This window comes from Streptomyces sp. Inha503 (assembly GCF_047215865.1).
Taxonomy (GTDB): Bacteria; Actinomycetota; Actinomycetes; order Streptomycetales; family Streptomycetaceae; genus Streptomyces; species Streptomyces lycopersici.
This window is the reverse complement of record NZ_CP178360.1, coordinates 8,689,675-8,709,647: the sequence shown is the minus strand read 5'-3', so window position 1 is coordinate 8,709,647 and position 19,973 is coordinate 8,689,675. Positions and strand designations below refer to the sequence as shown.

The window sequence follows — 19,973 nt, the reverse complement described above, 5'->3', positions numbered from 1 at the left end:
GGCGCCGCCGCCATGGCCCCCTATGTCGTGATCAAAGTGTCGTGGGTCGTCGGCTCACTGCTCGGACTGGCGCCCGTCGGGGCCGGGTTCGGGCTCGCCGAATGGGTGGTGCTCAACACCGTCACGGTCGCCATGGCGGTCATCGGGATCACCCTCGTACTGGCGCTGGCCCGGCCGTGGGGGATGCGGCTGCCCGGGGTGCCGCTGGTCTTCTGCGCCTGGGTCGGCGCGGGGTTCCTGGTGTCGATGCTGCCGTACGCGGTGGCCGACTCGCTGCTGTCGGAGCCGGACACCTCCGGGCCCGAGGGCGACGGCGACCCGGGGATGCCCGGCTGGGAGGCCGCCCTGATCCAGTTCGGCTTCATCGGCATGGGCCTGGGCCTCACCCTCGCGCTCCCCGCCTATCTGCGCAGGCGCTGGCCGGAAGCGTTCACCCGCCGGACCGGCCGTTCCTCACCGCTCGGCCGGGCGGCCGTGGCGCTCGGCGCCGCCGTCGGCCTGATGTGGCTGTACTGGGCGGCGGGCGGCACCGCGGGCCTCGCCCACCCCGACGAGGGCCGCGCCACCTGGCGCCTGCTGTGCGGAATCTGCGGCGCCTGGGCGCTGATCGCCGCGCTCGCCGTGGCCCGCCCGAGCCGCGAGGGCCCCGGCCGCCTCCCCCGCCGACTGCCGTCGTTCCTCGGCTGGCTCGGCTCGGGCTCGCTCTTCGCATGGAGCGGCTGGAAACTGCCCTTCACCCTGTACGTGGCGATCGCCTCGCCACCCGACGTCGTCCTCCCGGAGCGGCTGGGCCTCGCGATCGCCCTCCACCTGTGCGCCGTCCTGGCGGGCGGCGCCATGATGTGGACCCTCACCCGCGCCCCGGTCCCTCCCTCTCAGCGCTCCTCGCGCACCGGCTCCAGCACCGCCACGCACTCCACATGATGCGTGACCGGGAACAGGTCGAAGGCGCGGGTGCGGCGCGGGGCGTAGCCCGCGTCGCGGAAGTACTTGAGGTCGCGGGCGAGGGCCGCCGGGTCGCAGGCGACGTAGGCGATGCGGCGGGCGCCCAGGGCCGCGACGCGGGTGACCGTCTCCTTGCCCGCGCCCGCGCGGGGCGGGTCCAGGACGATCAGGTCGGCCTCGGTGATCCCGGTGCGGGGCAGCACCTGCTCGACCTTGCCGTGCTCGATACGGACGCGCTCCAGGTCCTGGAGGTTGTGCCGGGCGTCCTCGGCCGCGCGCTTGCTGGACTCGATGCCCAGCACCGCGCCGCGCTCCCCCACCCGCTCGGCGATCGCGCCCGCGAAGAGGCCGACGCCGCAGTACAGATCGAGGGCCATCTCGCCCTTACGGGGCATCAGACCCTGCATCACGGCCTCGACGAGGACGTCCGCCGCCTTCGAGTGGACCTGCCAGAAGCCGCCCTCGCCGACCCGCCAGGTGCGGCCCGCCGCGCGCTCGCGGACGAAGGGGCGGCCGTGGACGCGGTGCACCAGACGGGTCCGCTCCCGGCCGCGGGACTCGCTGACCCGCAGCACCGAGACCGGCCGGTCCAGCTCCACGATCGGCAGTCGGCCGCCGGGGCGCGGGGTGAGGACCACCTGCCGGTCGGAGGAGCCGGTGGCGGCGATGGCCTCCACGGTGGCGATCTGGGGCCATTCGCGCTTCTCGACGCCGAGTTCGGTGACGCCGGGGGCGGCGATCAGACAGTGGTCGATCGGCTCGACCTCGTGCGAGCGGTGGCGGCGCAGTCCGGGACGACCCTGCTCGTCCACCGCGTACTGCACCCGGGTGCGCCAGGCCGGGACCTCGCCGCGGGCCACCTTGTCGCCGGGCGCGGGCTCGACCGTGCCGTCCCAGCCCGCCTCTTCGGGGGTGAGCCCGGCCAGCCGGGCCAGCTGCTCGGTGATCACGTCGGCCTTGAGCCTGCGCTGGGCGCCGGGGGCGGCGTGCTGCCAGTCGCAGCCGCCGCACCTGCCGGGGCCCGCGAACGGACAGGGTGCCTCGACCCGGTCCTTGGAGGCGTCCAGCACCCGCACCGCGTCGGCGCGCAGGAAGCGCGCGCCCTCCTCGCCCTCGGTCACCCGGGCGACGACCCGCTCGCCGGGCAGCGCGTGCCGGACGAACAGCACCTGGCCCTCGGCGGTCCGGGCGATGCAGTGGCCGCCGTGCGCCACCGGGCCGACCTCGACCTCGTACTCCTCGCCGACCAGCGATGCCTTGGGTTCACTTTGCATGGCGGGCTCAGGCTCCAGAAGGGGTGAGGGGGTGCGGTGGGACAACAGCCCACCAGTCTACGTCGCGCCGGACCTCACCCCGTCGCCCCATCGACCCTGGGCCCCTGGGCCCCTGGGCCCCCGGGCCCCCGGGCCCCCGGGCCTAGCGTCCCGGCACCTGCGAGGTGACGCCCGGCTGCTCGCCCTTCGGCCCCTTCTCGCCCCTCTCCCGCTTGGGCGGGATCACCGGGCCGCGCCGCACCGCACCCGGCGCGCTCCACTCGGCCCGCTTGCGGGCCCGCTTCCGGGCCAGCTCGGAGGAGTCCAGCTGCCACGGCACGGAGGTCACCATGACGCCCGGGGTGAACAGCAGCCGCCCCTTGAGCCGCAGCGCGCTCTGGTTGTGCAGCAGATGCTCGTACCAGCGGCCGACCACGTACTCGGGGATGAAGACGGAGACCACATCGCGCGGGCTCTCCCGGCGCAGGCTCTTGACGTAGTCGATGACCGGCCGGGTGATCTCGCGGTAGGGCGAGTCGAGGATCTTGAGCGGCACGTCTATGCCGCGCTCGTGCCACACCGTCTGGAGCGCCTTGGTCTCGGCGGGGTCCACGTTGATGCTCAGCGCCTCCAGCCGGTGGGAGCGCATCAGCTTGGCGTAGGCCAGGGCGCGCAGCGTCGGCTTGTGGACCTTGGAGACCAGGACGATGGAGTGCACCCGGGAGGGGCGCACCTCCTCCTCGTCGAGCTGTTCGGTGGCCGCCGCCAGCTCCTCGGAGACGCCGTCGTAGTGGCGCCTGATGGCCGTCATGGTGACGTAGAAGATGACCATGCCGAGCAGGGCGACCCAGGCGCCGTGGGTGAACTTCGTCAGCAGCACCACGACCAGCACCAGACCGGTGAAGAAGGCCCCGAAGGTGTTGATCGCGCGGGCGCGGATCATGCGGCGGCGGGTGTTGGGGTTCCGCTCGGTGGCCAGATGGCGGTTCCAGTGCCGCACCATGCCGGTCTGGCTGAGGGTGAACGAGACGAAGACACCGACGATGTAGAGCTGGATCAGCCGGGTGGAGTCGGCCCCGTAGAGGTAGACCAGGACCGCGGCGGCCGAGGCCAGCAGCACGATCCCGTTGGAGAAGGCGAGCCGGTCGCCGCGGGTGTGCAGCTGGCGGGGCAGATAGCGGTCCTGGGCCAGGATCGAGCCGAGCAGCGGGAAGCCGTTGTACGCGGTGTTGGCGGCGAGGAACAGCACCAGCGCGGTGGCCCCGGCCAGCACCACGAAGAAGAACGAGCCGTCGCCGAAGACCGCGGCCGCCACCTGCGAGATCACCGGGTTCTGGGTGTAGTCGGCGCCGAGCGGTGTCCCGTTCTTCAGCAGGTCGTGCGCCGGGTTCTCGGCCATCTTGACGTCGGTGGCCAGGGCGAGGGTGATGATGCCGACGAACATGGCCACGGCGAGGCCGCCCATCAGCGCCAGCGTCGTCGCCGCGTTACGGCTCTTGGGCTTGCGGAACGCGGGCACGCCGTTGCTGATCGCCTCGACACCGGTCAGGGCGGCGCAGCCGTCGGAGAACGCGCGCAGCAGCAGGAAGATCAGCGCGAAGCCCGCCAGCCCGGTCTGCTCGGCGTGCACCTCGTAGCCCGCGGTGGGGGCCTTCATGTCGTCGCCCAGGACCAGCCCGCGGTAGGCGCCCCAGAGGATCATCGCGAAGACGCCGCCGACGAAGACATAGGTGGGGATCGCGAAGAGCTTGCCCGACTCCCGTACGCCCCGCAGGTTCATCAGCGTCAGCAGCAGAATGATCCCGACCGCGCAGAGCGTCTTGTTCTCGACGAAGAAGGGGACGGCCGAGCCGAGGTTCTCCACACCGGAGGAGATCGACACCGCCACCGTGAGGACGTAGTCGACCAGCAGGGCGCTGGCGACGGTCAGCCCGGCCTTGGGGCCGAGGTTGGTGGTGGCGACCTCGTAGTCACCGCCTCCGCTGGGGTACGCGTGGACGTTCTGGCGGTACGAGGCGACCACCGTGAACATCAGCACGACGATGGCGATCGTGATCCATGGGCTGTAGTGGTAGGCCGACGCACCCGCCACGGACAGAACGATCATCACCTGCCCCGGCGCGTACGCGACGGAGGACAGGGGGTCGGACGCGAAGACGGGGAGCGCGATGCGCTTCGGGAGGAGGGTCTCCCCGAGCTTGTCGCTGCGCAGCGCCCGCCCGATCAGGATCCGTTTCGGGAGGTCGGTCAGTTTGGACACGCTGAGGATCGTAAGGGGTAGCCCGGGCCGCCGCCCACCCGCCCACCCCTGGGAAAAGGGGCGGGCGGGGGCACGAACCCCCGGGCGGTCAGGCCAGCCGCGCGGGCAGGGTGCGGTGGCCGTTGGAAATGAAGGACTCCACCGGCTCCAGCGGGTCCTGCCCGGACGCGAGCGTGAGCCCGGGGAAGCGGTCGAAGAGCGCCGGGAGCGCGATCGCGGCCTCCAGCCGCCCCAGCGGGGCGCCGACGCACAGGTGGACGCCGTGGCCGAACGCCAGATGGCTCTTGAGCTGCCGGGTCACGTCGAAGGCGTCCGCGTCCCCGCCGTGCACCTCCGGGTCGCGTCCGGCGGCGGCGTAGGCGGCCAGGATGGCGTCGCCCTTGCGCAGCACCACTCCGCCGTCCAGCTCGATGTCCTCCACCGCGTAGCGCAGCGGCAGGTTGGCGACCGGGGCCGAGTGCCGCAGTGTCTCCTCGATCACATCGTCCCAGGTGGCCCGGCCCGCCCGGACGTGTTCGAGCTGCTCGGGCCGGGTGAGCAGCGCATGGATGGCGTTGTCCAGGAGGTTGACCGTGGTCTCGTGACCGGCCGAGAGGAACAGGGCGAGGGTGTCGGTCAGCTCCTTCTCGCTGAGCCTGGAGTCGCTCTCCTCCTCCCGCACCGCGATCAGCCCGCTGGTCAGGTCGTCGCCTGGCTTCTCGCGCTTGGTGGCCACCAGCTCGCCGAGGACGGCGTACATCTCGCCGTAGGTGGCGGTGACCTCCTCGGCGGAGGCGGAGGTGTGGAAGATGCTGTCCACGACCCGGCGCATCCGCTCGCGCAGGTTCTCGTCCTCGAGCCCGAACAGCTCGGAGATCACCTGGATGGGCAGCGGGTACGCGTACCCCTCGCGCAGGTCGACCACCTCGCCCGGCCCTGCGGCGGCCAGGTCGTCCAGGAGCCTGGCGCAGATCTCCTCGATGCGCGGCCGCAGGGCGGAGGTGCGCCGGGCGGTGAACGCCTTGGAGACCAGGGTGCGCAGCCGCCGGTGCTCACCGCCGTAGGCCGTGAACATGTTCTCCACGGCGACCCAGGTGATCAGCGGCCACTCGGGCGAGATCTCACCGTTTTGCCACGCGGGCCAGTGCTGCCGGGGGTCCTTGGAGACCCGGGGGTCGGTCAGCAGCTGTTTGAGCGTGCGCTGGCGGGTTATTGCCCACGCCACCACGCCGTCAGGAAGCTCAACAAGCGTCGCCTCGCCGCCTGCTGCGACTCGGGCTGCTTCTCCGACGATGTCGCGGCCGGTGGGGTCGAGGACGATGGGACGGGGTTCCACTGGCTGCCTCCAGGGCTCTCGTCGAATGGGGCCGACTTGGACACGGACGCCGCGAACGGCTCGGCCTGAGCCGCCGCCTGGGCGGGGAAGCGCACCGGCAGGGCGGCCAGGGCACGGTGGAAGGGTCCGGTCCGCCAGGTCAGCCGCTCGGCGGGGACCGCCAGTTCCATGTCCGGGAGGCGGTCCAGCAGCCGCTCGATGGCCACGGAGGCGATCACCCGGGCGGGCCGCTCGGCGGGGCAGCGGTGGGCGCCCGCGCTCCAGGCCAGATGGGCCCGGTTGCCGGAGCGCCGGTCGGAGGCCAGGGCGGCCTCGTGGTTGGCCGCCGCGTAGCTGATGAGCACCGGGTCGCCCTTGCGCAGCCGTACGCCCGCCACCTCGCAGTCGTACCGGGGGAAGCGGGTGCCGTAGTTGGCCATCGGCGGATCGTTCCAGAGCACCTCGTCCAGGGCGTCCTGGACGGGCATGCTGCCGCCGGACAGCTCACCGGCGAAGCGGTCGTCCGACAGCAGCAGGCGCAGCGCGTTGGCGATCAGGTTCTGCTGGGGGTCGGTACCGGCCGCCATCAGCAGGATGATCTGTTGCATCAGCTCGTCGTCGGAGAGCTGCGAGGGGTGCGCGATCAGCCAGGAGGTGACGTCGGCGGCGAGCTGCTCGCGCTTCTCCCCCACCAGCCCGGAGATCCACCGCAGCAGCTCGTCGTTGGCCGCCGCCGCGTCCTCGCCGCTGTCGAAGAGCTTCATCATCGTCTCGACCAGCCTCGGCCCGTCCGCCGGGCGGGCACCGAAGAGCTGGTTGAAGACCAACAGCGGGAGCACCGACGCGTACTCGGTGATCAGATCGGCCTGGCCCCGGGAGGCGAAGGCGTCGATCAGCGTCTCCGCGCTGCGCTCGACGTACTCGCTGAGGGCGTGCGGATCCACCCGGTCCAGGCTGTCGGTGATCGCCCCGCGCAGCCGGGCGTGTGCCTCCCCGTCGCTGAACAGCGCGTTCGGCCGGTACATCATCATCGGCGCGATCGGGTTGTCCAGCCCCACGGTGCCGTCCTGCATCGCCCGCCAGCCGCGCGGGTCCTTGGCGAACCGCTCGGTGTCGCGCAGGATCTCCAGGCCGAGCTGATAGCTGGTGACCAGCGAGGCGTACACCCCCGGCGACAGCTCGACCGGCGCGATCGGCCCGAAGGTGGCGCGCATCCGCGCATAGGCGCCGTGCGGGTCGTCGGCGAATTCCTGACCGTACATCGGTATGGCGGCGCGGGACCCGGTGGCGCCCCCGGCCTCGGCGGGGGCGGCGTGCGCGGGGCAGCCGGGCGGCGGAACGGGTCCGGCGGCTGGACTGTTGGTCACACAATCTCCTGAGAACTACGGGTCTGGCGGGCCTGTAGGTACTGGACGAGGGCGATCAGCGCGTGGGTGGAGGAGACCCGGTCCCGGGCGTCGCAGGTCACCAGGGGCGTCTCCGGAAGCAGATCGAGGGCCTCCCGGACCTCCGGCTCGGCGAAGCGGGGAGCGCCCTCGAAGTGGTTGACGGCGACGGCGTACGGCAGTCCGTGCTCCTCCAGGACGGCCATCACCGGGAAGGACTGCTCCAGCCGCCGGGTGTCGGCCAGCACCAGCGCGCCCAGCGCCCCGAGCGTCATGTCCCGCCACAGCCGGGTGAAGCGCTGCTGCCCCGGCGTGCCGAACAGATAGAGCACCAGGGACTCGCTGAGGGTGAGCCGGCCGAAGTCCATGGCGACGGTGGTGGTCGTCTTGTCCTCGGTGCCCCGCAGATCGTCGGTGAGCGCACCGGCCTCGGTCATCGTCTCCTCGGTGCGCAGCGGCCGGATCTCCGACAGCGAGCTCACATAGGTCGTCTTGCCGACCGCGAAGTGCCCGACGACCAGGATCTTCGCCGCCACCCGCACCGTGGCCGGGAGATAGGCCGCCTGGTCAGAGGCGAGCGCGGAGTCCATCCAGCACCTCCTGGAGCAGCTGGACCTCGGGGAGTTCGGCGGGCGGGATGGGGGCCCGCGCGCTGATGTGGCCGCTGTCCACGAGGTCGCCGAGCAGGACCTTGGTGACGCTGACGGGCAGCTCCAGATACCCGGCGACCTCGGCCACCGAGAGCGCCCCGCCCAGACACAGCTCCATGACCCGCCGCTTCTCCGGGCTGAGCCCGGTGAGCGGCCGGTCGGGGTGGGCCATGACCAGGGTCACCAGGTCGAAGGTGTTACGAGTCGGGTAGGCACGGCCGTCGGTCACGACATACGGCCGTACCAATCCTCGTTCGCGCCTCCCCGGGCTCATGCGTGACTGCCGATCCCCTGCCGCGGGAGGCCCTGCCTCGGCGGGCTGGTGAGCTCCTTGCCGAGCCGGTCGACGAGTTTCTGCATCCGGTAGCTGACCGCCTCCATGTCCACCGCCTCGGTGGCCGAGACCGCCAGATACGCACCGGGCCCGGCGGCGATCAGGAAGACGTACCCGCCGACGAACTCGACGAGCGTCTGCTGCCAGGGCGTCTCGTGCGGATCACAGAACTCGGAGGTGGAGCGGCTGATCGACTGAAGCCCGGAGAGTGCGGCGGCCTGGCGCTCGGCCTCGTCGCGCGCGATGCCCTGGGAGTGTGCCCGGAGCATCCCGTCCGCGGAGAGCAGGATCGCGTGCCGCGCCTCCGGCATCTTGACGACCTCGTCGAGCATCCAGCCGAGCTCGTTGTTGAGATGGTCGTTCATGCCTGGCGATTCCCTTCGTCATGGTGAGGGGCGGAGTCCTGGGTTGCGGAACGGCCGGAGCGGGTGCCGCGGGCGAACGCGCCCATCCGCGAAGCGGTTTCCTTCGCCGACCGCACGCGGAACGCGCCCGTGTCGGGGTCGGCGGCGCCGGTCTGCCCGGCGCCGGTGGTCCAGTCGCCGGGCGGCGGGGTGGCGGCGGCCTCCCGGCGGCGGCGCTTGGGCAGACCGCCCGCCGTGGTGCCGTACACCCGGGTGGCCTCGCTGTCGGGGGACGGCTGGGGCGCCGGGGCGGGTGCCGGTTCCGGGGCGGACGCCGCGGGGGCCGGTGCCGGGGGCTGGGCCTGGTGCGGGATCGGTGCCTGGTGCGGGGCCGGGGCCTGGTGCGGGATCGGGGACGGCTCCTGCGCCTGGGCCGGGACGGTCGGCGCGTGCGGCGCTCTCCTGGGGGGACGGGTCCGGCGGGAGGGCAGGGTGTGCAGCGGCTCGGCGCCCTCGGGGTCCTGCCCGGCGGTGCCCGGCCGCTCGTCGGGGTCGACATGGGTGAGCAGCTCGGTCGGCAGGAACAGCACGGCGCGCACACCGCCGTACGGGGACCGGGTGTCCACCGAGACGCTGAAGCCGTACCGCGCGGCCAGCAGGCCCACCACGGCGAAGCCGAACTGCGGCGGGTCGCCGAGCCGGGAGACGTCCACGGCGCGCTGGCCGGAGAGCAGGTTGGCGGCCCGCTGGACCTCCAGGCCGTCCATGCCCACACCGGCGTCGTCGATCACGATGCAGGCCCCGTTGTGCACCGGCTGGAGGCTGACCTCCACCGAGGTGTTGGGCTGCGAGTGGCGGGCGGCGTTGTCCAGCAGTTCGGCGACCGCGAGAACGGCGGGCTCCACGGCCCGGCTCACCACGGCGACGTCGATCAGGGCGTGCACCTGAACGCGCTGGTAGTCGCGGATGCGCGACTTGGCGCCGCGGACCACATCGGTCAGCGAGGAGGCCAGGCGCTGGCGGCCGGGCCAGGAGCCGCAGAGCACCGCGATGGCTTGGGCGCGCCGGCCGAACTGGGCGTTGGCGTGGTCGATCTCCAGCAGGTCCCGCAGCACATCGGGGTTGTCGTGCCGCTCCTGCATCTCGGAGATGGAGACCTGCTGTTCGTTGGCGAGTCCCTGGACGGCTCGCATGGATGCCTTGAGCGCCGCCTTGGCGGAGGCGTCGGCGCGCGACTGTGCCTTGTCCACCGCCCGGGTGAACTGCTCCATGACGGAGTGCAGACTCTGCGCGAAGGCCGTACCGGCCAGCTTCTCGTCGCGCAGGCCCGGCAGCGGGCCGGGCTGGCTCAGCGCGTCGGCGATCGAGGGGAGGCGCACGTCGACGAGGTGGCGCACCTCCTCGTCACGGACGCGCAGGCTGTCCTCGAGCGTGGCGTTGCGCCTGCGGACTCCGGCGGTGATCTGCCGCTGGCGGATCAGAAGCACCAGGACGACGAGAAGCGCGGCGGCCAGACACCAGCTCACCGCCTCCGATATGTGATCAGTCATCAGGAACCTCGTGCAGGGGAAGCGCGGGCGCGGAAGGAACGTTCAGAGCCCTGATGTCCCGTCCGGAAACGGAATACGACGATCATCTTAGCCATGTCGTGACCTAGCGTCCGACACCCGTGACAAAGTTCGAACCAGCGGCGATCACTGGCCATTTGTCATGTGGTCTCGGTGAAGATCCGGGATTTCAGACGAAGATGAAGGGTCGCGACCACCCGAGGAGCGCCGTAACCCGGGCCCACCGTAGTGGTCACGGCTGATCACCAACAGCCTTTTCACTCTCCATCCGCAACCGGAAATGATCGTTACCTCTTTACTCCCGGCATGTCCGCGATCACCTTCGGCCACCTCCCGCCATCACCGATCACCGTGGGAACTTTCGCGCTATGTCGTACGTCACCACCTTCGATCCCGGACCGTCGCGCGCGGACGGGGGAGTCGGCCGCCGGTACGGATACGGTGGGGACAGGTGCCGCGGCGGCCGACTCCCGTCGTCCCCGGGCACCGGCATCGGGGTCCCGCCCCGCTGTCGCCCCGTAAGTCCTGGAAGGAAGATGTGAGCAGGGTGTTTGCGCAGGTCGGCACGGTCATCAGGAGTGCGGGGTAGGACGCATGCATATCGTGATCATGGGCTGTGGCCGGGTGGGCGCGGCCCTCGCCCAGACCCTGGAGCAACAGGGGCACACGGTCGCGGTCGTCGACCAGGACCCCACCGCCTTCCGCCGCCTCGGCGCGGGCTTCGGCGGACGCCGGGTGACCGGCGTCGGCTTCGACCAGGACACCCTGCGCGAGGCGGGCATCGAGGAGGCCGGGGCCTTCGCCGCAGTCAGCAGCGGCGACAACTCCAACATCATCGCGGCCCGGGTGGCCCGCGAGATGTTCGGCGTGGAGAACGTGGCGGCCCGGATCTACGACCCCCGCCGCGCCGAGGTCTACCAGCGCCTCGGCATCCCGACCGTGGCCACGGTGCGCTGGACCGCCGACCAGATGCTGCGGCGGCTGCTGCCGTCCGGCGCGGAGCCGCTGTGGCGGGACCCCAGTGGCGGGGTCCAGCTGGCCGAGGTGCACATCTCCCCCTCGTGGGTGGGCCACAAGGTCAGCGCCCTCCAGGAGGAGACCGGTGTGCGGGTCGCGTTCCTCACCCGGCTCGGCGAGGCGATGCTGCCGACCTCCGGGACGGTGCTCCAGGAGGGCGACCTGGTGCATGTGATGATGCGCACCGACGAGGTCGAGAAGGTCGAGGCGGCGTTCGAAAAGGGCCCCGAGGAGGCCAACCGATGAGAGTTGCCATTGCCGGTGCGGGCGCCGTGGGGCGTTCCATCGCGAGCGAGCTGCTGGAGAACGGGCACGAGGTGCTCCTCATCGACAAGGCGCCGACCGCCATCTCGGTGGAGCGGGTGCCGCAGGCCGAGTGGCTGCTGGCCGACGCGTGCGAGATCACCTCGCTGGACGAGGCGGCACTTCAGCGCTGCAACGTGGTCATCGCGGCCACCGGTGACGACAAGGTCAACCTCGTCGTCTCGCTGCTCGCCAAGACCGAGTACGGGGTGCCCCGGGTGGTCGCCCGGGTCAACAACCCCAAGAACGAGTGGCTGTTCAACGAGGCGTGGGGCGTCGACGTGGCCGTCTCCACTCCGCGTCTGATGTCGGCGCTGGTCGAGGAGGCGGTGAGCGTCGGCGACCTGGTGCGGCTGCTCCGCTTCAGCCACGGCGACGCCAACCTGGTGGAGCTGACGCTGCCGCCGGAGGCGGCGCTGGTGGGCACCCGGGTCGGCGATGTGGAGTGGCCCGAGGACACCACGCTGGTCACCATCATCCGCGGCACCCGCGTACTGACCCCGAACAAGGACGATGTGCTGGAGGCCGGGGACGAACTGCTGTTCGTCGCGGCTCAGGCGCGCGAGGAGCAGCTGGAGCAGCTGCTGTCCGTCCAGCGGCAGGGCGCCGCCGGTTAGGCCGTGAACTCCCGTCCTGGGCTCCCGGCTCGGGAGCCCAGGACGGCGGGTCTCAGCGCCGGGGCGGCTGCCGGTCGGCGGATTCGGTTCGGGCCTCGGACACGATCTGGCCGGTCCACTCCGAGAGCAGCGGGTCGGCGATCTTGTCGGCCTCGGCCTTCGCCCGCTCCCGGTCCCGCTCGGCCTTCTCCTCCGCCTCCATCTCCGCGATGACATCGATCGGCGGCGGGGCCTTGGCCAGGAAGATCCAGGTCAGATAGACGCAGAGCAGGAACGGCGGAATGCCGAGCGCGACCTTGACCCAGCCGAGCTGGGTGGCGTCCCCCCACCAGTACAGCGGGAACAGCACCGCCGACTTGGCCAGCAGGATCAGCCCCCACGCCCAGGTGGAGCGGGTGTAGGCGCGGAACCGGCCGGGGTTGCGGGTGCGCCAGGAGAGGTTCTCCTTCAGCATCGGCCCGAGCAGCACCCCGATCAGTGGGAAGCGGAAGATCGCCGAGAGGATGTAGGCGATCGCCAGGCCCAGGGTGTAGAGCATGCCCGGCAGATAGAAGTTCTTCGCGTCGCCGGACATCATCGCGAAGATCGCGCCGAACGCGACCCCGAAGACCCCGCTGAAGGCGTGCTTCAGCGTCTCCTTGCGCACCAGCCGGGCGAGCCCGAGCAGCACGGTGAGGCCGAGCGCGGCGATCGCGGCGAGGTGGATGTCCCGCTTGATCGTATACAGCAGGACGAAGACCAGACCGGGGACGGTGGTGTCCACCATGCCCCGCACCCCGCCGAACGCCTCCAGGAGCGCGGTGTCCGCCGCCGCCCTGCTGTCGGCGGCGGTGCGTCGGTGCCCGGTCGGGGGCGTCTTGTCGTCTGGCGTCACCGGCTACTCCTGTCCGAGCGGTCGGAGTTCGTACTTCGGATTGAACAGCACCCGGCGCCCATGGCTCATGGAGATCCGGCCCGAGGCGATCAGCTTGCGCCCCGGTTCTATCCCGATGATCGAGCGACGGCCCAGCCACACCACGTCCAGCGCGGCGGTGCCGTCGAAGAGCTCCGCCTCCAGCGCGGGAACTCCGGCCCGCGGTCTGAGGGTCACCGTGCGCAGCGTGCCCGTCACCTTGACGATCTGACGGTCACCGCAGTCGCCGATCTTGGTGCAGCCCGCGGCCTCCGCGTCCTGCTGCAACTCGGCGGAGTGCAGCTCCTCCTGGGAGCTCGACAGCCGGTCCAGCATCCGCCGGAACCGGCCGGCCGGTTTCTCGGACCTGTCTCCCCTGTCGGCCCCGTCGGAGGGGTGGCGTACGGAACTCATACAGCCAGCGTACCGGTGAGCCATCGCCGAAACGCCGTCCCCGCGCTCATCGCTCGAACCGGTACCCCATACCCGGCTCGGTGACGAAGTGGCGCGGATGGGAGGGGTCGGCCTCCAGCTTGCGGCGCAGCTGCGCCATATACACCCGCAGGTAGTTGCTCTCGGTGCCGTACGAGGGGCCCCAGACCTCCTGGAGCAGCTGCTTCTGGCTGACCAGGCGGCCGGCGTTGCGCACCAGGACCTCCAGCAGATGCCATTCGGTGGGGGTCAGCCGCACATCGCGGCCGTCGCGATGGGCCTTCTTGGCGGCCAGGTCGACGGTGAACACGTCGGTCTCCACCACCACCGAGTCCTCCGGCCGCCCGACCGGCTCGGCGCGGCGGACGGCCGCGCGCAGCCGGGCGAGCAGCTCGTCCATGCCGAACGGCTTGGTGACGTAGTCGTCCGCCCCGGCGTCGAGCGCCTCGACCTTCTCGTCCGAGGTCTGACGGGCGGAGAGCACCAGGATCGGCACCCGGGTCCAGCCCCGGAGCCCCCTGATCACCTCCACCCCGTCCATATCGGGCAGGCCGAGGTCGAGCACGATCACATCGGGGTGGCGGGCGGCGGCGAGCCGGAGTGCGGTGGCGCCGTCCGAGGCCGCGTCCACCTCGTACTTGCGGGCCTTCAGGTTGATCACGAGGGCGCGCACGATCTGCGGCTCGTCGTCCACCACGAGCACCCGGTTCATCTGGCGGGCCTGCCTTTCTGCTCTGTCGTGCCTGACGTGGAGCCGACCTGGACCGGGAGGCCGGGCGCGGCCGGCGGGCGGTCTCGGGCCACACCCAGCGTGAGCACCATGGTCATCCCGCCGCCGGGGGTGTCCTCGGCGGTCAGCCGCCCGCCCATGGCCTCGGCGAAGCCGCGGGCGACGGCGAGCCCGAGGCCGACCCCGGCGCCGCGCGGGGCGTCCCCGTACCGCTGGAAGGGCTCGAAGATACGGTCCTTCTCGCTGTCCGGCACGCCCGGCCCGCCGTCGGCGACGCGCAGCTCCACCCGGTCGCCGAGGGCGCTCGCGGAGACCAGAACGGGGCGGTCCGGCGGGCTGTACTTCACCGCGTTCTCCACGATGTTGGCCACGGCGCGCTCCAGCAGCCCGGGGTCGACCGCGACCATCGGCAGCTCCTCGGGGATGTCGAGGGCGACGTCGGCCTCGGGGACGCCGACGAGCGCCATCGGCACCACCTCGTCCAGGTCGACCTCCCGGATCAGCGGGGTGACGGTGCCGGTCTGTAGCCGGGACATGTCCAGGAGGTTGCCCACCAGGTGGTCCAGCCGGTCGGCGCCGCTCTCGATGCCCTCCAGCAGCTCGGCCTCGTCCTCCGCCGACCAGGCCACGTCATCGGAGCGCAGGGAGCTCACGGCCGCCTTGATGGCCGCGAGCGGGGTGCGCAGGTCGTGGCTGACGGCGGCGAGCAGCGCGGTGCGGATGCGGTTCCCCTCGGCCAGCTCACGGGCCTGCCCGGCCTCCTGGGCCAGCCGCTGCCGGTCGAGGACGACGGCGGCCTGGGCGGCGAAGGCGGCGAGCACCCGGCGGTCCTCGGCGGGCAGGACCCGGCCGGAGAGCGCGAGCGCCATATGGTCGCCGACCGGCATGTCCACCTCCGCGTCCTCGGGCCGCTCGGGCGGCGGGGTGCCGCCGTGGCCGCCGACGCTGCCCGCGCAGGTCCAGGGGGCGACGTCGCTCTCCCGCTCCAGCAACGCGACGGAGTCCATGGCGAACGTCTCGCGGACCCGCTCCAGCAGCGCCTCCAGGCTGGTCTCGCCGCGCAGCACGCTGCCCGCGAGGAAGGACAGTATCTCGGACTCGGCGCGCAGCCGGGCGGCCTGATGGGTGCGGCGGGCGGCGAGGTCCACCACGGAGGCCACACAGACCGCCACCGCCACGAAGATCGCTATGGCGACGATGTTCTCGGGGTCGGCGATGGTCAGGGTGTGGGTGGGCGGGGTGAAGTAGTAGTTGAGCAGCAGCGATCCGACGGCCGCCGAGGCGAGCGCGGGCACCATGCCGCCCAGCAGGGCGGCCAGCACATTGAGGAACAGGAACAGCAGTACCTCGTTGGCGAACCCGGGCCCGGCCTCGGAGGCGAGGGTGGCGCCGGTGGCGGTGAGCAGCAGCGTGAGCAGGGCCGGTCCGGCCACCCCGACCACCCAGCCCGCGATCAGCCGGGAGCGGCCGAGCCGGGCGCCGCGCGCGACCGGCAGCCCGCGGCCCTTGGCGACCTCGTCGTGGGTGACGATGTGGACGTCCAAGTCGGGCCCTGACTCCCGGGCGACGGTGGCGCCCACCCCGGGTCCGAACATGTACTGCCAGGTCTTGCGGCGGCTGGAGCCGAGCACGATCTGGGTCGCGTTGACCCCGCGGGCGAACTCCAGCAGCGCCCGGGGGATGTCCTCCCCTATGACGTGGTGGAAGGTGCCCCCGAGGTCTTCGACGAGGGTGCGCTGGACCGCCAGCTCCTTGGGGGACGCCGAGGTCAGACCGTCGCTGCGGGCGATGTAGACGGCGAGGATCTCGCTGCCGGAGCCCTTGGCCGCCATCCGGGCCGCCCGGCGGATCAGCGTCCGCCCCTCCGGGCCGCCGGTCAGCCCGACGACGATGCGCTCACGCGCCTGCCAGGTGGAGCGGATGGAGTGCTCGTCGCGGTACTGCTGGAGGTATTCGTCCACCCGGTCGGCGGTCCACAGCAGGGCCAGCTCGCGCAGCGCGGTCAGGTTCCCGGGCCGGAAGTAGTTCGAGAGCGCGGCGTCGACCTTGTCGGGCGCGTAGATGTTGCCGTGCGCCATGCGGCGGCGCAGCGCCTGGGGCGACATGTCGACCAGCTCGATCTGGTCGGCCCGGCGCACCACCTCGTCCGGGACGGTCTCCCGCTGGCGCACCCCCGTGATCGACTCGACCACGTCCCCCAGCGACTCCAGGTGCTGGATGTTGACGGTGGAGACGACGTCGACGCCCGCCCGCAGCAGCTCCTCGACGTCCTGCCAGCGCTTCTCGTTCCGGCAGCCGGGGACGTTGGTGTGGGCGAGTTCGTCGACGAGCGCGACGGCGGGGCGGCGCGCCAGCACCGCGTCCACGTCCATCTCGCTGAAGGTGGACCCCCGGTACTCCAGCTCCCGGCGGGGCACCTCCTCGAGCCCGTGCATCATCACCTGGGTGCGCCGGCGGCCGTGGTGCTCCACGAAGCCGACCACGAGGTCCGTGCCCCGCTCGACCCGGCGGTGCCCCTCGGAGAGCATCGCGTAGGTCTTGCCGACGCCCGGTGCCGCACCGAGGTAAATCCGCAACTTTCCGCGTCCCATGCCCCTAATTTTCCCTGTTGGACGGAGCCTGAGCGCTCGGCGAGGCTCCGGCGGGCGATACCCGTCGAGCAAACCCCGCTCCCGGCCGGACCGGCCGTCCCTTGACGCCTCCCTTACGGCCGGCGGCGCCCTCTTGACGCGTCTCTGACGCGCGGCGCCGAACACCCCGGGGCGACGCCCGACACCTCGGGGCGGGCCCCGGGAAAAGCCGGTGGGCCGTACTCCGCAGAGAAGAGTACGGCCCACCGGTAGACGCTCACATCGGGCCGGGCCTTACGCCGTCGGCTCAGCCGGACGCGAGCGAGCAGCCCGCCAAGGCGTCAAGACCGGAGGGGGCGGTCGAGCCCTGGCGGGAGATCGAGAGTTCGATGCGGTCGATCGTCGAGGCGCGCTTGTCCTTCAGCGGGCCGAGGATCGCGTTCTGTACGAAGTTGGGGCCGCCCTCGCCCGCGGAGGAGGCCAGCCGCTTGTTGGCCTCGTCGAGCTGGGTCTGGAGCAGCGCGACATTGCGGTCCACCTCGGCCTGGGCGGCGGCCGGTACGTCGCCGATCCCGGAGGCGACATCGGGGCAGCTGATCGTCTGGCCGGAGCCCGCGCCGGCCCCGCCGCCCTGCTCCTGCCCGCCCTGGTCGGCTCCCCCGCCCTGCTCGTCCGCGGGCTGGGAGGCGGCGGCGGTCGGGCTCGCCGCGCCGCCCGCCTCGCCGCCCGCGCCGGTGTCGGAGCCCGCTCCCGCCCCGCCGTCCGACAGCGTGCACTCGGCGAGCGCGTCCAGCCCGGCCGGCTTCTCGGCGTGCCGCCCTATGGAGATCGCGATGCGGTCCAGGGTGGACTTCCGCTTGTCCGCCAGCGGCCCGAGGATGGCGTTCTGCACGAAGTTGGGGCCGCCCTCGCCCTGGCTGGTGCTGAGCCGCTTGTTGGCCTCCGCCAGCTGGGTGTCCAGCAGCGCGAGGTTGCGGTCCACCTCGGCCTGGGCCTCCGCCGGGATCTCCGGCAGGGAACCGGAGACGGCGGGGCAGCTGATGGCCGAGGCCGCCTTGGTCGACGCACTGGCGTCGCCGCTGCCGTCCTGACCGGCCATGGCGGCTCCCACCGCGACGGCCGCACAGGTGATACCGCCGATCGCCCCGGAGAGGAGGATTCTCCGGCGGTGGAGTAACGGAAGGCCACGCGACATCTGATCACTCACCTCTTGAGGTCGGACAGGGGGTGTCTCTCGTGACGCGCCCTCTCCCCCTCGGAGCGTCACAAGGTCTCGCGCCCATGAGTACGGCCGGTGCGGCGGGTGTGTTCAACGGGTTCCGGAAAACCTCGAAAACCCGGGGGGGAGGGCTCCGGAACATGCCGAAGGGGCCCGGGGCCCTGCCCCGGGCCCCTTCCGGGCCATGGCGCTCCTCGTAAGCGAGCTCTCGTACGCGCTGCCGTACGCGAGCTCTCGTGCCGTAGGGCGGCTCAGCGCACCTCGGAGATCTCCGGGCCGCGCTGGAGCCGGTCGGCGCCGCCCGCGAACCGCGAGCCCTGCGCCTCGTCCTGCTGCACCCCGTCGGGCACCATCTGCGCGTCGTCCGGCAGCTTGAGGACGATCGGGTCGCGCGGGGCCATCGGGCCCTCGCCGCGCACCACGACCGTGTCCCGGAAGATCGCTTCCAGGAGGCTGCCGGTCTCGGGCTGCACCGCGCCCTGCCCGGAGATCACACCGCGCAGGAACCAGCGGGGCCCGTCCACGCCGACGAAGCGGACCACCTGCACACCGTTCTTGCCGTCCGGGAGCTGCACCGGCACCTGGGCGCGCAGCTCCCAGCCGAGCGGGCCCTCGACCTCGTCCACGATCCCGCCCTGCTGGGTGATGCCGGTGGCGATCTCGTCGCGCACCTCGCCCCAGATGCCTTCCTTCTTGGGCGCGGCGAACCCCTGGAGCTGCACGGCGCTGTCCCGCAGCACCACGGTCGCGGCGACGATCGCGTCCCCCGCGACCTCCACCCGCAGCTCCATGCCCTCCACGCCGGGCACGAACAGACCACCGAGGTCCACCCGGCCCTCGCCGGGCTCGCGCACCTCGGACACGTCCCAGGGGCCCTCGGGGCGCGGGGCCGGCGGCAGGCTCACCCGCTCGCTCTCCACGGGATCGGCGGTGTCCTCAGCGCCGTCCGCCTCCTCCGCGTCCTCGGCCAACTCGTCGGAGGTCACGTCGAGCGACTCGACGTCCTCCTTGCTGCGCTTGCGGCGACGTCCGAACACGTCATCGTCCTTCCCGGTCGGAACCGACCGAAGCGTATCCATTCCCACCCGTTGTGCCGTCCACGGCGGCATGACCGCCGGTGGACCCGAAGCCCCCTTCGGCCCGCGCCGACCCGGGAAGCTCCGCCACCTCCTGGAAGCGCACCTTCTCGACCTGCTGGACGACCAATTGGGCGATCCGGTCGAAGCGCTCGAACCGCACGCTCTCGCGCGGGTCCAGATTGACCACGATCACCTTGATCTCTCCACGGTACCCGGCATCGATGGTCCCCGGGGCATTCACCATGGCGACGCCGCAGCGCGCGGCAAGTCCGGACCGTGGATGCACGAAGGCGGCATACCCCTCCGGGAGCGCGATAGACACTCCGGTGGGCAGAACCGCGCGCTCCCCGGGGGCCAGCTCGGCGGGCTCGGTGGTGACCAGGTCGGCCCCGGCGTCGCCGGGGTGGGCGTAGCCGGGGACCGGCACCTCGGGGTCCACCCTGCGGATCAGCACGTCGACGGGGAGCGGGCTCATGGGTTCACCTCGAAAGCGCGCGCGACCTTCACCTGATCCGGATCGGCGAGCGCCGCGTCGATCTCCTCCGCCCGGCCGTTCTCGATGAAGTGGTCGACCCGCACCTCTATGAAGAGGGCCTGCGCCCGCACCGCGACGGGGCCGTCGGGGGCGTCGATCCGGCCCGTGGCCGAGCAGTAGATCTTGCGTCCGTGCACGGCGGCCACCCGCGCCTCCAGGTGGAGCTCGGCGCCGACCGGCACGGGCCGTACGAAGTCCGTCTCCAGCCGCCCGGTCACCGCGATCACCCGCTGGAGCCAGTTGAGCGATCCGAGCGTCTCGTCCAGCGCCGCGGCCAGCACCCCGCCGTGGGCCAGGCCGGGCGCGCCCTGATGGCCGCCGCGCACGGTGAACTCGGCGGTGACGCTCACGCCCTCGCCGGCCCGTGTGGTCAACCCCAGGCCGCCCGCCTGGTCGCCGCAGCCGAAGCACTGGTCGTAGTGCGCGCCGAGGGGCTCCCCGGGCGCGGGCGCGTCGGGGTGGCGCACGGGAGCCTTGGAGCCCTCCGGCGGCGTCAGCCCTGTCGTTCGTCCACTCACAACGGCTGACCTTACCCGCGCGGACAGT

19 protein-coding genes are annotated in these 19,973 nt (G+C 72.1%); 3 read left to right on the top strand and 16 right to left on the bottom strand.

Annotation, left to right across the window (positions count from 1 at the left end):
* Positions 1-12 precede the first annotated feature (12 nt).
* Positions 13-924, top strand: a complete 912-nt coding sequence (locus ACJX2R_RS37005; protein ID WP_413106026.1) for a hypothetical protein — start codon at positions 13-15, stop codon at positions 922-924.
* Here the strand turns inward: ACJX2R_RS37005 and ACJX2R_RS37000 are convergent.
* The 8 genes from ACJX2R_RS37000 to ACJX2R_RS36965 form a co-directional block, all read right to left on the bottom strand.
* A complete protein-coding gene (locus ACJX2R_RS37000; protein ID WP_413103622.1) occupies positions 876-2,219 on the bottom strand; it encodes a class I SAM-dependent RNA methyltransferase in 1,344 nt (447 codons plus the stop codon). The two genes, ACJX2R_RS37005 and ACJX2R_RS37000, sit on opposite strands and share 49 nt — an antisense overlap.
* Before the next feature lie 142 nt (positions 2,220-2,361).
* Positions 2,362-4,458 (bottom strand): APC family permease, encoded by a 2,097-nt coding sequence (locus tag ACJX2R_RS36995; protein ID WP_262702768.1) that lies wholly within the window; start codon positions 4,456-4,458, stop codon positions 2,362-2,364.
* An 88-nt stretch (positions 4,459-4,546) separates the two neighbouring features.
* A complete protein-coding gene (locus tag ACJX2R_RS36990; protein WP_413103621.1) occupies positions 4,547-5,665 on the bottom strand; it encodes a cytochrome P450 family protein in 1,119 nt (372 codons plus the stop codon).
* Positions 5,647-7,119 carry a cytochrome P450 gene (locus ACJX2R_RS36985; protein WP_413103620.1) on the bottom strand — a complete coding sequence of 491 codons (1,473 nt, stop codon included), beginning with the start codon at positions 7,117-7,119 and terminating at the stop codon, positions 5,647-5,649. The genes ACJX2R_RS36990 and ACJX2R_RS36985 overlap by 19 nt, the downstream gene beginning before the upstream one ends.
* On the bottom strand, positions 7,116-7,727 hold the full coding sequence (locus ACJX2R_RS36980) for a GTP-binding protein (RefSeq protein WP_262702771.1): 612 nt from the start codon (positions 7,725-7,727) through the stop codon (positions 7,116-7,118). The genes ACJX2R_RS36985 and ACJX2R_RS36980 overlap by 4 nt, the downstream gene beginning before the upstream one ends.
* Positions 7,705-8,061 (bottom strand): DUF742 domain-containing protein, encoded by a 357-nt coding sequence (locus ACJX2R_RS36975; RefSeq protein ID WP_037962352.1) that lies wholly within the window; start codon positions 8,059-8,061, stop codon positions 7,705-7,707. Before ACJX2R_RS36975 ends, ACJX2R_RS36980 begins: the two co-directional genes overlap by 23 nt.
* A complete protein-coding gene (locus ACJX2R_RS36970) occupies positions 8,058-8,486 on the bottom strand; it encodes a roadblock/LC7 domain-containing protein (protein ID WP_037962350.1) in 429 nt (142 codons plus the stop codon). The genes ACJX2R_RS36975 and ACJX2R_RS36970 overlap by 4 nt, the downstream gene beginning before the upstream one ends.
* Positions 8,483-10,015, bottom strand: coding sequence for an ATP-binding protein (locus ACJX2R_RS36965; protein ID WP_413103619.1), 1,533 nt, complete (start codon positions 10,013-10,015; stop codon positions 8,483-8,485). Before ACJX2R_RS36965 ends, ACJX2R_RS36970 begins: the two co-directional genes overlap by 4 nt.
* Positions 10,016-10,627: 612 nt before the next feature.
* Between ACJX2R_RS36965 and ACJX2R_RS36960 the strand changes: the two genes are divergently transcribed.
* Together ACJX2R_RS36960 and ACJX2R_RS36955 are read left to right on the top strand one after the other, a co-directional pair.
* Positions 10,628-11,296, top strand: a complete 669-nt coding sequence (locus ACJX2R_RS36960; protein WP_262702773.1) for a potassium channel family protein — start codon at positions 10,628-10,630, stop codon at positions 11,294-11,296.
* Positions 11,293-11,970 carry a potassium channel family protein gene (locus tag ACJX2R_RS36955; protein ID WP_262702774.1) on the top strand — a complete coding sequence of 226 codons (678 nt, stop codon included), beginning with the start codon at positions 11,293-11,295 and terminating at the stop codon, positions 11,968-11,970. Before ACJX2R_RS36960 ends, ACJX2R_RS36955 begins: the two co-directional genes overlap by 4 nt.
* Before the next feature lie 52 nt (positions 11,971-12,022).
* Here the strand turns inward: ACJX2R_RS36955 and ACJX2R_RS36950 are convergent, their stop codons facing one another.
* The 8 genes from ACJX2R_RS36950 to ACJX2R_RS36915 form a co-directional block, all read right to left on the bottom strand.
* Positions 12,023-12,844 (bottom strand): DUF3159 domain-containing protein, encoded by an 822-nt coding sequence (locus ACJX2R_RS36950; protein ID WP_413103618.1) that lies wholly within the window; start codon positions 12,842-12,844, stop codon positions 12,023-12,025.
* A 3-nt stretch (positions 12,845-12,847) separates the two neighbouring features.
* Entirely contained in the window at positions 12,848-13,198 is a 351-nt protein-coding gene (locus ACJX2R_RS36945; RefSeq protein WP_037962343.1) for an OB-fold nucleic acid binding domain-containing protein, read from the bottom strand.
* Between the two features lie 124 nt (positions 13,199-13,322).
* Positions 13,323-14,006, bottom strand: a complete 684-nt coding sequence (locus ACJX2R_RS36940; protein ID WP_044569286.1) for a response regulator — start codon at positions 14,004-14,006, stop codon at positions 13,323-13,325.
* Entirely contained in the window at positions 14,003-16,615 is a 2,613-nt protein-coding gene (locus tag ACJX2R_RS36935) for a sensor histidine kinase (protein WP_262702776.1), read from the bottom strand. Before ACJX2R_RS36935 ends, ACJX2R_RS36940 begins: the two co-directional genes overlap by 4 nt.
* 286 nt (positions 16,616-16,901) lie before the next feature.
* Positions 16,902-17,789, bottom strand: a complete 888-nt coding sequence (locus tag ACJX2R_RS36930; protein ID WP_413103617.1) for a hypothetical protein — start codon at positions 17,787-17,789, stop codon at positions 16,902-16,904.
* Positions 17,790-18,064: 275 nt separating this feature from the next.
* Positions 18,065-18,850 carry a DUF3710 domain-containing protein gene (locus ACJX2R_RS36925; protein ID WP_413103616.1) on the bottom strand — a complete coding sequence of 262 codons (786 nt, stop codon included), beginning with the start codon at positions 18,848-18,850 and terminating at the stop codon, positions 18,065-18,067.
* Position 18,851: 1 nt separating this feature from the next.
* Positions 18,852-19,367: a dUTP diphosphatase gene (gene dut / locus ACJX2R_RS36920; protein ID WP_037962336.1), complete on the bottom strand. Its 516-nt coding sequence runs from the start codon at positions 19,365-19,367 to the stop codon at positions 18,852-18,854.
* Positions 19,364-19,945 carry a PaaI family thioesterase gene (locus ACJX2R_RS36915; RefSeq protein ID WP_413103615.1) on the bottom strand — a complete coding sequence of 194 codons (582 nt, stop codon included), beginning with the start codon at positions 19,943-19,945 and terminating at the stop codon, positions 19,364-19,366. Before ACJX2R_RS36915 ends, dut begins: the two co-directional genes overlap by 4 nt.
* Positions 19,946-19,973: the final 28 nt, after the last annotated feature.